The organism is Collimonas pratensis (genome assembly GCF_001584185.1).
Lineage (GTDB): Bacteria > Pseudomonadota > Gammaproteobacteria > Burkholderiales > Burkholderiaceae_D > Collimonas > Collimonas pratensis.
Genome location: NZ_CP013234.1, coordinates 5,212,710 through 5,224,974 on the forward strand (window position 1 = coordinate 5,212,710; position 12,265 = coordinate 5,224,974).

Consider the following 12,265-nt stretch of genomic DNA (forward strand, 5'->3'; position numbering starts at 1 on the left):
TAACCCTCGGATTGCCTCTTTTTTCTTCCTGCATTTCCTCCCGCTGCTTTAAATTACGTCTTGTTATCGTGTCATCAAATGACGCGCTAAACATCACATAACTATAAGCGGGAGACAAAGCAATGAAGCGCAGAGAGTTTTTGAAGGGTTCGGCATTTTTCACGGTAGTCGCAGCGACATCCGGCATGCTGAGCGCCTGTGGCGGCGGCACCGATATCGACAGCGGCGCTGCCGGGGTATTTGCATTTCCACAGGGGATCGCCTCCGGCGATCCGAAAGAGAGCAGCGTCGTCTTCTGGGGCCGGGTGGTGCGCAGCAACGGCGCCGTTGCCGATGCAATCAACGTGCGCCTGGATGTCTCCACCAGGCAGGATTTCTCGAGCTACGCGGCGCAAGTCAACCTGAGCGCCAGCGCCGACTACGATTTCACGGTGCGCGCCAAAGTCACCCAGCTCACCCCCGACACCGTGTATTACTACCGGTTTACCGCCGGCAGCGATGTCAGCGTCACAGCCCAGACCAAGACTGCGCCGCTGGCCAGCAGCAGCAACAGCCAGGTGCGCTTTGCCTGGTTCACCTGCCAGGACTGGTCAGTCAACCACTGGCAGGCGATGTCCTTGCTGGCGCAGGAAAGTCTGGATTTCGTGGTGCACGTCGGCGACTACATCTATGAGACCGTGGGCGCCTCGTTCCAGGCCGGCGGCGCAGAACCGGCGCACGCCACGATCAAGCTGCCGGACGGCCTGGCGCATCCGGGCGGCGGAATCTACGCCAATACCGTCAATGACTACCGCACCCTGTACCGCACCTACAAGACCGATGCGCGCCTGCAAAGCATCCACCATAAATTTCCGGTCATCGCGATCTGGGACGATCACGAGTTCTCGGACGATTGCTGGCAGGACCACCAGGTCTACACCAACGAAAACAAGCAGCAGACCGCGCGCCGCCGCAGCGCTACCCAGGCCTGGGCGGAATACACGCCCATCGATTTCGGCGACCTCTCCTTCGACCTCAACAACAGCAGCTACCAGAATATCCGTATCTATCGCGATTTCCGTTTCGGCAAACTGGTGCACCTGGTGATGACCGACGAGCGCCTGTACCGCGACGACCACATCGTCAGCGAGCAGTCGGTGGCGCAGCAACTGGGCCATGATCCGGTCAACGGCGACGACTCGATCGGCTCGCGCTACTTTGTGCCGCAGCCGCTCTTGCTGCAAATGGAAGCACAGGAAACCGCCAAGCTGGGACGGGCGCCGTCGATACTCGGACCGACCCAGACGCAATGGTGGAAAGACACCCTGAAAAATTCGGATGCGACCTGGAAGGTGTGGGGCAATGAAATCATGCTGAACCGCATGTGGGCCGACCTGACGCCGCCGGCGCTGGGCATTCCGCCGCCTTACAACCAGCTGTATGTGATCAACTGCGACTCATGGGACGGCTTCCCCAGCCACAAAGCGGAACTGCTGTCTTACCTGGATACGCAAAACATCCAGAACGTGGTGGCCATCACCGGCGACCTGCATGCTTTCCAGTGCGGCGTGGTACGCGCCAATCCTGGCGACCTGAACAGTCGGCCGGTATTGGTGGATTTCCTGACGGCCGGCATCAGTAGCCAGTCCTTCTATAACTACATCAAGTCCGGTGCCGCGGTCGTCAATCCGTTGCTGGGCGCACTGGTGCAGACGCCGCAGATTTTCGACAATCTGCTGAAGCACTTCAATCCCGACTTTGCCTATGTCGACCATGATGCCCAGGGCTACGCCACGGCCACCATCACCAGCGACAGCATGGTCGTGATGTTCAACAAGGTCAAGCCGCTGGCCGGCGACGGCAGCGCGCCGGCGCAGCCTTTGCTGAAACGCACCCGCATGACGCTGGCCAAGGGTTCGAGCACGCCGCTGATCGAAGACAACGTCTGATCGTGCACTAAACGCCGCTATCGCCCGCACTGGCAAGCGCGGGCGACAGCGGATCTTCCCTTAGGCGCTATGCAGGGCGCGTACCGCGCCAGGCGCTTGCATGGCCTTCAGCGCACGCAGCTTCTGGATAGTGTCGGCGCAGGCACGCGCAGCTTCTGCGCCCTTCACCAGGAAATGCTCGAAGAAATAATTGTGATGTTCTGCGCCGCCGTGGAAATGATGCGGGGTCAGCACTGCCGACAATACCGGTACGCCGGTTTCCAGCTGCACCTGCATCAAGCCGTCGATCACTGCGTGGGCGACGAATTCGTGGCGATAGATGCCGCCATCCACTACCAGCCCGGTGGCCACCACGGCTGCGTAACGACCGCTGTTGGCTAAAAGCTTGGCATGCAAGGGAATTTCAAAGGCGCCGGCGACTTCAAAGAAATCGATGTCTTGTTCGCTATAGCCGGCCTTGCCGATTTCGGCAATGAAAGCGACGCGGCATTGATCGACAATCTCGCGATGCCAGCCAGCCTGGATGAAGGCGATGCGTTCATTCGCTGCGCCGGGGATTCTTGCCTTGATATCGCTTGTGTGTTGCTGTTGCATCTGACTCTCCTGTTTAAATGATAAAAACAGGGCGCGTTGGATCGAAAGGAAGCGCGCACTCACCGGCCTCGACAAAAATCACGCCACAGCTCATGCCGATGGCAACAACACCGCCGTCGCCTGGGCGACATGCAGCAAGATTCTTATCGAAGCTAGCAGTACGGTACAACCTGTTCTCTCTTTATCCGGACTATACCGTCGGCCCCGGAATCCAACCGGGTCTGCTGACCTTGCTGCCACATCCGTAGCAACAAGCGCTCGCGGGCTATGCGCATTGCACGCAATTACCGCCGGTGGGGAATCGCACCCCGCCCTGAGAACGTCTCGGTCAATTGCTTAACCGAGCCAAGAATTTATCACATAATTTGCGGCGCTGCACAAGCCGGCCTGATCCGGCGCGTGCAACATCAGCCGGCTTTCTTCGCCAGTCCCAGATAGGTATCGATCACCCTGGGGTCATGCGCCAGCTCGGCGGCAGGTCCTTGCATCGCCATGTCGCCGGTTTCCAGCACATAGGCGTAATCGGCCGCCTGCAAGGCCGCGCGGGCATTTTGCTCGACCAGCAGAATCGCCACACCGCTCTGCTTGAGGCGCACGATGATGTGAAAGATCTCTTTCACGATCAGCGGCGCCAGGCCAAGGCTGGGCTCATCCAGCAGCAGCAGTTGCGGCTTCGCCATCAGAGCCCTTCCCAGCGCCAGCATTTGCCGTTCGCCGCCGGAAAGGCTGCCCGCCTGCTGTTTGCGCCTTTCCTGCAAGCGCGGGAACAGTTCGTACACCACCGCCATCTGATCGGCGTAGCCGCTCTCGCCAGCCTTATAGCGTCGATAACTACCGAGCAGCAGATTGTCCTGCACCGTCATGCTGGCAAACAGTTCACGTTTTTCCGGCACCAGGCACATGCCGCGCGCGACCCGGGTTTCGACTGCCACGCCGGCCGTATCCTGGCCCAGCAAACGCACTGTACCGCGCATGCTGCCGTTGGCCGGCATGGCGCCGGCAAGCGCGTTCAGCATGGTCGACTTGCCGGCGCCGTTGGGGCCGATCACGGTCACGATCTGGCCGGCGCCGACTTGCAGGCTGGCACCGTGCAAGGCCTCCACCTTGCCATAGGCGACGTGAAGATCGTTCACTTCCAGCACCGGATTGGCAACGGCGTTACTCATCGATGCCTCCCAGATAAGCTTCCAGCACAGCCGGGTCTTGCTGGATTTCGGTCGGCAGACCTTCCGCAATCTTGCTGCCGAATTCCATCACGACCAGGCGGTCGGTCAGGTTCATGACAAAATCCATGTCGTGCTCCACCAGCAAAATGCTCATCCCTTCGGCCCTCAGCTTGCGCAGCAGATCAGCCAACGCCAGCTTTTCCTGATAGCGCAAGCCGGCGGCCGGCTCGTCCAGCAACAGCAGGGTGGGATCGCAGCACAGGGCACGCGCGATTTCCAGAATCCGCTGCTGGCCCAATGCCAGGCTGCCGGCCTCTTCATAGAGCAAATGCCCAAGGCCGACGCGCTCGAGCTGCGTTTTAGCCTCGAACAGCAAGGCTTGCTCTTCGGCTCGGTTCAGCCGCAGCAGGCTGGCGGCGATACCGCCGACGTCCTTGTGCGTACCGCGCAGGTGGGCGCCGATAGCGACGTTCTCCAGCACCGACATGCTGCTCATCAGGCGCACATGCTGGAAGGTGCGGGCAATCCCGCGCGCGACAATCTGGCGCGACGGCAAACCCGAGATCGCTTGCAAGCCCTGCCCAGTGCGGAATTTGATCGAGCCGCTAGTCAATGGCAAGACGCCCGTCACCAGGTTGAACATGGTCGATTTGCCGGCGCCGTTGGGACCGATCAGGCCGACGATCTGGCCAGCGCCGACGCTGAAGCTGATGTCGTTCACCGCCACCAGCCCGCCGAACTCCTTGCGTGCACGCTCGACTTCCAGCATCACACCGATGCCGGCCGGCTTGTCTCTTGCCGGCAGCGCGGCTGCCGACTCAGGCGCTCTAGCCAACGCACCGGCAGGAACCAGCTTGCGCAGATGCGGCCACAAGCCATCGCGCGCACGCTGCAGCAGCAGCACCATCAGGATGCCGAAGACGATGGTTTCGAAATTGCCGCTGGCGCCCAGCAGTGTCGGCAGCCACGATTGCAGCTGGTCCTTCAGCACGGTCAGCAAGGCCGATCCCAGGATCGCCCCCCATACATAGCCGGCGCCGCCGACCACCGCCATGAACAGGTATTCGATGCCGGCATTCAAGCCGAACGGGGTCGGACTCACCGAGCGTTGCAGATGCGCATACAGCCAGCCCGAGACGCTGGCCAGCAAGGCCGCCAACACAAAGATCAACACCTTGATCCAGGCGGTATTGACGCCCATCGCTTCCGCCATCACTCCGCCGCCATTGAGCGCCCGGATGGCGCGGCCGGAGCGCGAATTCAAGAGGTTCTGCAAGCCTGCCAGCGCCAGCAGAAGGATGGCCCAGATCAGGTAGAACATCTTGCGGCCGCTATCGAGTTCAATACCAAACAGGCTGATGGCAGGGATACCGTTCAAGCCATCGTACTTGCCCAGGAATTCCAGATTACCGAACAAGAAATACAACGACAAGGCCCAAGCTATGGTGCCTAGCGGCAGGAAATGCCCTGACAAGCGCATGGTAATGCCGCCGATCGCCAGCGCCGCCAGCGTCGTCACGCTCAGGCCAGCCAGCAAACCGATCCACGGCGACAGTCCGAACTGGGTGCTGAGATAAGCAGTGGAATAGGCGCCAAGGCCGACAAAAGCCGCCTGGCCAAAAGACGTCAGGCCGCCGATGCCAGTCAGCAGCACCAGTCCCAGGGCCACGATGGCATACAGGCCGATGTAGTTCGACAACGTGATCCAGAACTCCGGCGTCGGCAATACCGGCAGCAACAGCAGGATCGCCACGAACAGGATGAACGGCAGTTTGCCGGCAGAAAAGCGCGGCATCACTGGTCTCCCTCGTCAATCTGCTTGCTGCTCAACGAACGCCACAGCAACACCGGAATGATCAGGGTAAACACGATCACTTCCTTGAAGGCGCTAGCCCAGAACGATGAATACGATTCCAGCAAACCCACCAGCAAAGCGCCGGCGGCAGCAATCGGATAGCTACCGAGGCCGCCGATGATGGCGCCGACGAAACCTTTCAAGCCGATCAGGAAACCGCTGTCGTAGTAGATGGTAGTCAGCGGTGCAATCAAAATGCCGCACAAGGCGCCCAGTGCCGCAGCCAGCGTGAACGCCAGCCGTCCCGCTTGCGTGGTGCCGATGCCGACCAGGCGTGCGCCGAGGCGGTTGACTGCGGTCGCCCGCAAGGCCTTGCCCGATAAGGTACGTTCAAAGTATAGATAGAGGGCGACAATCAGCAGCAGCGACACCGCGATGATGACGCAGCTCTGGCCGGAGACGGTCAAGCCGCCGATGTCGAAACGGGCGTCGGAGAACGAGGTCGTGCGCGAACCTTCGGCGCCAAACATCAGCAAGCCGATGCCGATCAAGGCATAGTGCACCGCTACCGAGACAATCAGCAGCACCAGAGTGCTGGCCTCCGCCAGCGGCTGGAACGCCAGGCGATACACCATCGGCCCCATCGGCACCACGATCGCCAGCGTCAGCAAGACCTGCAAAGGCATCGCCAGGGAGGCATGGCCGTACATGCGAGCAACGCCATAGATTGCCACGGGCAGCAGGACAAATTTGAGTAACGCCAGGCTGCTGCGCCGGACCAGCATCGCGCGGCTTTCACCATTGCGGCCGGCCAGCAGCATCACGGCTTCCTGGATGAAACTCAATACTCCGAGCGCCACCAGCAGCGTTGCCGACAAGGGAAATTTGTCGGCCTGGATGGCCGCCAGCGTCAAGGCGCCGAACGCCACGAATTCGCCCTGCGGGATGAAAATGACGCGGGTAACCGAAAACACCAGCACCAGCGCCAGCGCCAGCAGCGCATATACGGCGCCGCTGGTGATGCCATCCTGAGCCAGGATGGCGGCGATTGAAAGATCCATGCTTTTTTCTATGCAGCGTTATTGCGCGGCGCCCAGCAGCTTCCATTTGCCGTTGACGATTTCCACCATCACGCGGGCGCGCTGATCGAAACCGACGTGGTCGGTCGGGCTCATGTTGACGATACCCTGGGAGACCGGCAGGTTCTTGATGGCTTCGATGCCGTCGCGCAGCGCGAGACGGAATTCCGGTGTGCCTGGCTTAGCTTTCTTGAGCGCTTGAGGCGCGGCCGCGCCAAGCAGCATGCCGGCATCCCAGGCATGGCCGCCGAAAGTGGAAATGCTGCCGACGCCGTACGCCTTCTCATAGGCGCTGCGGTAGGCCATGGCGGATCTCTTGACCGGATTGCTGTCGGGCAGCTGCTCCGCCACCAGCAACGGGCCGGCAGGCAGGAAAGTGCCTTCGCAATCCTTGCCGCAGACGCGCAGGAAATCATTGTTGGCGACACCGTGGGTCTGGTAGATCTTGCCTTTGTAGCCGCGCTCTTTCAAGGTTTTCTGCGGCAAGGCAGCGGGCGTGCCGGCGCCGGCGATCAGCACGGCATCCGGATTGGCGCTGACTATCTTCAAGACCTGGCCGGTCACGGACGTGTCGGGACGGGCGAAGCGTTCATTGGCGACGATCTTGATCTTGCGCAGTTCAGCCAGCTTGGAAAATTCGCGGTACCAGCCTTCGCCGTAGGCATCCGAAAAGCCGATAAAGGCCACGCTCTTGACGCCGGCATCCGCCATGTGGGCGATGATCGCGGTCGCCATGTGCGAATCGTTCTGCGGCGTCTTGAAAATCCAGCGCCGCTTGGCGTCGACCGGTTCCACCAGCGAAGCCGAAGCCGCCATCGAAATCATCGGCGTGCCGGATTCGGCGGCGACATCGCTCATCGCCAGCGAACCGGGCACAGCGGTCGAACCGATCAGCAGGTCGACTTTTTCTTCGCTGACCAGCTTGCGCGCGTTCTTTACCGCGGTGGTGCTGTCGGTGGCGTCATCCAGCACGATGTATTGCACCTTCTGGCCGGCGATTTCCTTGGGCAGCAGGGCAAACGTGTTTTTCTCAGGAATGCCCAGCGACGCCGCCGGACCGGTGGCGGAAACGCTCACGCCGACCTTGATCTGGGCATGCGCGCTGCCGGCGGCCAGGGTAATTGCCAGTGCCGCGGAAACGCTTGTCCCCAACCATGCTTTTTTCATCTGCTCTGCTCCATTGAGTTGTACCGCGCGCGCCAGCCAAGCCGGCCAGCACGACGCCAGCCAGCGATGGTAGCAAAAAAATCAGACCAGCATCAGCGCAACCTGCTGCGCGGCGTCGGCGCTGGGCTTGTGCTGGAAACGGCTTTTGGCGAAACGCTGCCAGCGGCCCAGCACGAAACTGGTCAGGATATTGGCGCGCATCGCGGTTTCCGCTTCATTCGCCTCGCCCTGCGCGGCGGCCGTGCGCAGCGCCTGTTTCAGCGCCAGTTCGATACGGTCGACAAACTGGTTCATGCGCAGCTGCAGGCGCTCATCCTCGTTGATCAGCGCATCGCCGATCATGACCCGCGTCATGCCTGGATTACGTTCGGCAAAATTCAACAGCATCAGGGTAATTGCCTGCGCCTGGTGCAGTCCCTTTTCCTGCTGTTCGGTAATCTGGTTGACCAGGCCGAAGACGGTGGTCTCGATAAATTCGATCAAGCCTTCGAACATCTGCGCCTTGCTGGCGAAATGGCGGTACAGCGCCGCCTCCGACACCTCGATCCGGGCGGCCAGCGCGGCCGTGGTGATCTTTTCCCCTTTGGGTTGTTCCAGCATGACCGCCAGGGTCTGAAGGATTTGTAGTTTACGCTCGCCTGGTTTGCTAGTAGCCATGATTTTTTATTTTAGTAATGATGGAGATAAGGAAAACTGCAGCTGAAGCGCGGTCTGCCCGTTAAACCGCCCTGCAGCCGCTAGCGGGGCCCTAACGTAAGCGGTGCAGATTCTTGCTCAGCTGACGGACGGATTTTACTTTGACATCGACGTAATTGGGGCGCTTTATCGTATTTGACTGGTCCTTCAGGTACTGCGTCACCCATGCCGTGCGCATGCCGACCCATTTCGCGGCCCTGAGGTTGGCGATGGTATCCTCCACCAGGATGCAGCGCCGCGCCGGCACCTTCTCGCGCGCGATCAGCTGCCGCAGCAGGTGGCGCGACGGCTTCGGCCGCAGCTGGCGGTGCACATGCATGGATTCGATCGATATATGCTTGCCGAAATGACGCTGCAGGCGCAAATGGCGCATGACGTCGCCGGAATAACGCAGCGGCGCATTGGTCAGCAGGATCTTGCGGCCTGGCAGCCGTTTCAGCAGATTGATCAGGCCGCGCTCGGCCCGGATCATGCCCAGCAGATCGTCGAAGCGGTGCGCCTCGCGCAAAAAATCTTCCGGCCGCACCTGATGGTGTTTTACCATGCCGAGCAAGGTTGCGCCATAACGCCGCCAGTAGTTCTCGCGGACGGCATTGACGGTAGCGACATCGGCATCGACGCCGCCGCTGCCCAAGGTGCGCGCCATGAAAGCATTCATGTTGACGTGGATGGCCGGGAAAATCGCATGCGAAGCATTGTGCAAAGTATTGTCCAGATCGAACAGCCAGAGCGCCGTATTTCTCTTTCCCCTTGTTTTTTTGTTGCCTGTATCCATTACCATGATGTGCGCCGGCGCTTGGACCGGGATTAAAATCGTTGAATTCGCTAACCAAAGGGGAAGCTGTGTTTCGTCAGATTATAGTGATATTAGGCCCTGCCGCCGGATTACTCGCGCAGTTGCTGCGGCCCTTGCGCCGCCCCCGCTTGTTGCGCAGCCTGATGCTTGCCCTCGGCTTGGGGGCCTTGCTGGCCGGCGCAGCGCCGCTGTTCGCCCAGGACACCCTGGCCGGCGCTTCCCTGCAGCCGTCCGCTGCCATGCGCCAAGGCGGCGCCATGTTCCAGATCCAGCGCGATGGCCACAGCGCCTATGTATTCGGCACCATCCACGTCGGCAAGGCGGACTTCTATCCGCTGGACGCAAAAATATTGCAAGCTCTACAACAATCTTGCTGCCTCGCCCTGGAAATCGATCCTGGCAATACCCAGGCCATGATTCCGCTGATGAAAAAATACGGCTTCTATCTTGATGGCAAACCGCACCAGAAAGATTTGCCGCCGAAACTGCAAAAACAACTGGCCGCGCTGCTGGCAAAATACAATATGGCGCCAGAACAGGTGGCCAGCCTGAAACCATGGCTGATCGCGACCATGCTAGGCATCAGCGAATACGCCAGCCAAGGCTATCTGTCGCAATACGGCGTCGACAGCACACTCGCCAGCCTGGCGAAAAGCAGCAACAAACGTCTGGTCGAACTGGAAACCGCCGAAGCGCAGCTGGGGTTGCTAGGCAATCTGTCGCCCGCCGAGCAAGTCCAGTTCCTGCAGGATAGCGTCGATGAGATACAGGATCCAGGCAAGGCTCAGCGCTCCCTCGACCTGGTCAACCTTTGGCGCAACGGCGATATCGACGGCCTGGCCGCGATGCTGGCGGAAATGAATGCCGAAGACAGCTTCGCCAGCAAATTCATGCAACGTGCCCTGCTGGACGGCAGGAATCCCGGCTTAGCCGACGGCATCGCAAAACTGACCAGCTCGGCAGCCGAGCCCTTCGTCGCCATCGGCATGCTGCATCTGGTCGGTCCGAACAGCGTACTGGCGATCCTGCAGCAACGCGGCTATACGGTGAAACGCCTATACTAAAATCCTGCGGCGTTCAGGCCGCTTCCACCGTTCTGCCCATGATTTGACTTACATCAAATCAAATTTCAGCTTTCCCTTTTACAGTGCAGGTCGATACAGACCACAACACAGACTAAACGGGAAGCGGAAATGAAAACAGCTGCATGCATATTGGCGTTATCGATACTGGGCCTGGCCGGAAACGGCATGGCCCAGGAAAGTCCCTGGCAGGTACGGATGCGTGTCGACTACCTGAAACCTGCAAACAAATCGGACGCGGTAGGCGGCATAGGCGCATCCGATCGCTTGCAAGTCAATTCCAAAACCATCCCGGAAATCGACATTTCCTACTTTTTCACGCAAAACTGGGCAACCGAGCTGGTCCTGACCTATCCGCAAAAGCAAGATGTCACGCTGGACGGCAAGAAAATCGGCAGCTTCAAACATCTGCCGCCGACACTGACCTTGCAATACCATTTCCTGCCGCAAGCCGCATTCAGTCCTTATGTTGGCGCCGGCATCAACTATACGCACATCTCCAGCGTCGACCTGCTGGGCGGCGCGGGCCAGCTCGACCACAGCAGCTGGGGATTGGCATTGCAGGCCGGGCTGGACTACAAGCTGGACAAGAACTGGTCCTTGAACCTGGATGTGAAAAAACTGCAGATCCGCAGCGACGTCTATGCCGGCGGCGAAAAAATCAGCCGTGTCCAGATCGATCCATGGCTGATCGGCATGGGCGTCGGCTACCGCTTCTAAGCGATACTGCAAGCGGCCCTGCAATCTGAATAATCTTTGATCGAAATCAACGCCCGGCTGCCCTATGTCTTCTAAGATCAGCCGGCGTTATCTCTATATCAAAGGTTTTCCTGATGAAATTCTCTCACTTGCCAGAGCCGGTGTCCCCGGCGGCCGCCATGCCGCATCGAAAAGTGATCCGCTCCTGGCTGCTGCCAATCGCGCAACGCAGCACCGGCCGCGCGCTGACGCTGGTGCTGCTCGATCTTTTCCTGCTTGCAGCGGCGATTGCCGCCACCGTCTGGCTCCAGAATATCGCTGCAAAATTTCTGCTCGGCGCAATCGCCGGGTTCATCATCGGCCGCCTGTTCATACTTGGCCATGATGCCTGCCATCAAAGCTTTACACCGCACCGGCGCCTCAACCGCTGGCTCGGCCGCCTGGTGTTCCTGCCTTCGCTGACCCCGTACAGTTTGTGGGATGTGGGACACAACGTGGTGCATCATGGTTATACCAACCTGAAGGGCTTCGATTTTGTCTGGCATCCGCTGTCGCTGGAGGAATTCCAGGCGCTGCCGCGCTGGCGTCAATGGCTGGAACGCGTCTACCGCAGCGGCTGGGCGCCCTGGCTCTACTACCTGATAGAAATGTGGTGGCAACGTATGTATTTTCCGAGCCGCCGCACCATGCCTACGCGGCGTCCGGTGTTCGTCTGGGACGGCATCCTGGTCACGGCGGCAGCGCTGTTCTGGATTGCCCTGCTGGCCGCCGCCGCATTGATCACCGCGCAGCCGGTATGGCTGACCTTGCTGGCCGGATTCATCATGCCTTGGCTATTCTGGAATGCCATGATCGGCTTTGTCGTGTACGTGCATCACACCCACACGGGTGTTGCCTGGTATGACCAGAAAACCGTATGGGCAGCTGCGCAGCCGTTTGTCTCCACCACGGTGCATCTGACCTTTCGCTACCGTATCGGCGCGCTCTTGCATCACATCATGGAACACACTGCACACCACGTTGACATGAGCATCCCGCTATATCGCCTGCAAGAAGCGCAACAGATCCTGGAGACCATGCTGCCTTTGCGCATCGTGATCCAGAAATTCTCCTGGCGCTGGTATTTTGACACCGCACGGCGCTGCAAGCTGTACGATTTCCGGCGCCATTGCTGGACCGATTTTTCCGGCATGCCGACCAGCGCGGCAGCCTTCGTCAATTGAGTAGCGTGCAATTGCGGCAGGATTGCGGCCGTAGCAGTGC

The 12,265-nt window shown here is 59.9% G+C and carries 11 protein-coding genes and 1 riboswitch; of the genes, 4 read left to right on the forward strand and 7 right to left on the reverse strand.

Translation table 11 applies throughout. The features are described from left to right. Positions 1-122: 122 nt before the first annotated feature. Positions 123-1,928 carry an alkaline phosphatase D family protein gene (locus CPter91_RS23205; protein ID WP_061944807.1) on the forward strand — a complete coding sequence of 602 codons (1,806 nt, stop codon included), beginning with the start codon at positions 123-125 and terminating at the stop codon, positions 1,926-1,928. A gap of 60 nt (positions 1,929-1,988) precedes the next feature. Here CPter91_RS23205 and CPter91_RS23210 read toward each other — a convergent pair whose 3' ends face one another. From CPter91_RS23210 to CPter91_RS23240, 7 genes are all read right to left on the reverse strand, one after another. Beyond that, the gene (locus CPter91_RS23210) at positions 1,989-2,522 is read right to left on the reverse strand and encodes a 6,7-dimethyl-8-ribityllumazine synthase (protein WP_061944810.1); all 534 of its coding nucleotides are present in this window, start codon (positions 2,520-2,522) and stop codon (positions 1,989-1,991) included. A 168-nt stretch (positions 2,523-2,690) separates the two neighbouring features. After that, positions 2,691-2,847: riboswitch (FMN riboswitch) on the reverse strand. An 82-nt stretch (positions 2,848-2,929) separates the two neighbouring features. After that, the gene (locus tag CPter91_RS23215) at positions 2,930-3,688 is read right to left on the reverse strand and encodes an ABC transporter ATP-binding protein (protein WP_061944813.1); all 759 of its coding nucleotides are present in this window, start codon (positions 3,686-3,688) and stop codon (positions 2,930-2,932) included. Continuing rightward, positions 3,681-5,483, reverse strand: a complete 1,803-nt coding sequence (locus CPter91_RS23220; protein ID WP_061944816.1) for a branched-chain amino acid ABC transporter ATP-binding protein/permease — start codon at positions 5,481-5,483, stop codon at positions 3,681-3,683. The genes CPter91_RS23215 and CPter91_RS23220 overlap by 8 nt, the downstream gene beginning before the upstream one ends. Continuing rightward, the gene (locus CPter91_RS23225) at positions 5,483-6,544 is read right to left on the reverse strand and encodes a branched-chain amino acid ABC transporter permease (protein ID WP_061944819.1); all 1,062 of its coding nucleotides are present in this window, start codon (positions 6,542-6,544) and stop codon (positions 5,483-5,485) included. The genes CPter91_RS23220 and CPter91_RS23225 overlap by 1 nt, the downstream gene beginning before the upstream one ends. An 18-nt stretch (positions 6,545-6,562) precedes the next feature. Beyond that, positions 6,563-7,729: an ABC transporter substrate-binding protein gene (locus CPter91_RS23230; protein ID WP_061944822.1), complete on the reverse strand. Its 1,167-nt coding sequence runs from the start codon at positions 7,727-7,729 to the stop codon at positions 6,563-6,565. Between the two features lie 81 nt (positions 7,730-7,810). Then, positions 7,811-8,386: a nucleoid occlusion factor SlmA gene (slmA, locus tag CPter91_RS23235; RefSeq protein WP_061944824.1), complete on the reverse strand. Its 576-nt coding sequence runs from the start codon at positions 8,384-8,386 to the stop codon at positions 7,811-7,813. A 91-nt stretch (positions 8,387-8,477) separates the two neighbouring features. After that, positions 8,478-9,206, reverse strand: a complete 729-nt coding sequence (locus CPter91_RS23240; protein WP_236905893.1) for a pyrimidine 5'-nucleotidase — start codon at positions 9,204-9,206, stop codon at positions 8,478-8,480. Positions 9,207-9,268: 62 nt separating this feature from the next. Here CPter91_RS23240 and CPter91_RS23245 point away from each other — a divergent pair, with 62 nt between their 5' ends. The 3 genes from CPter91_RS23245 (at position 9,269) to CPter91_RS23255 (ending at position 12,225) form a co-directional block, all read left to right on the forward strand. Further along, complete coding sequence (locus CPter91_RS23245; RefSeq protein ID WP_150119796.1) at positions 9,269-10,285, forward strand: TraB/GumN family protein; 1,017 nt, start codon at positions 9,269-9,271, stop codon at positions 10,283-10,285. Between the two features lie 129 nt (positions 10,286-10,414). Further along, complete coding sequence (locus tag CPter91_RS23250; RefSeq protein WP_061944833.1) at positions 10,415-11,023, forward strand: OmpW/AlkL family protein; 609 nt, start codon at positions 10,415-10,417, stop codon at positions 11,021-11,023. 113 nt (positions 11,024-11,136) lie between these two features. After that, on the forward strand, positions 11,137-12,225 hold the full coding sequence (locus tag CPter91_RS23255) for a fatty acid desaturase (RefSeq protein WP_236905894.1): 1,089 nt from the start codon (positions 11,137-11,139) through the stop codon (positions 12,223-12,225). The last annotated feature ends 40 nt before the right edge of the window (positions 12,226-12,265 follow it).

Coding starts and splice junctions, on each gene's coding strand:
- CPter91_RS23205 (WP_061944807.1), top strand. CDS start 123: ATGAAGCGCAGAGAGTTTTTGAAGGGTTCGGCATTTTTCACGGTAGTC.
- CPter91_RS23210 (WP_061944810.1), bottom strand. CDS start 2,522: ATGCAACAGCAACACACAAGCGATATCAAGGCAAGAATCCCCGGCGCA.
- CPter91_RS23215 (WP_061944813.1), bottom strand. CDS start 3,688: ATGAGTAACGCCGTTGCCAATCCGGTGCTGGAAGTGAACGATCTTCAC.
- CPter91_RS23220 (WP_061944816.1), bottom strand. CDS start 5,483: ATGCCGCGCTTTTCTGCCGGCAAACTGCCGTTCATCCTGTTCGTGGCG.
- CPter91_RS23225 (WP_061944819.1), bottom strand. CDS start 6,544: ATGGATCTTTCAATCGCCGCCATCCTGGCTCAGGATGGCATCACCAGC.
- CPter91_RS23230 (WP_061944822.1), bottom strand. CDS start 7,729: ATGAAAAAAGCATGGTTGGGGACAAGCGTTTCCGCGGCACTGGCAATT.
- slmA (WP_061944824.1), bottom strand. CDS start 8,386: ATGGCTACTAGCAAACCAGGCGAGCGTAAACTACAAATCCTTCAGACC.
- CPter91_RS23240 (WP_236905893.1), bottom strand. CDS start 9,206: ATGGTAATGGATACAGGCAACAAAAAAACAAGGGGAAAGAGAAATACG.
- CPter91_RS23250 (WP_061944833.1), top strand. CDS start 10,415: ATGAAAACAGCTGCATGCATATTGGCGTTATCGATACTGGGCCTGGCC.
- CPter91_RS23255 (WP_236905894.1), top strand. CDS start 11,137: ATGAAATTCTCTCACTTGCCAGAGCCGGTGTCCCCGGCGGCCGCCATG.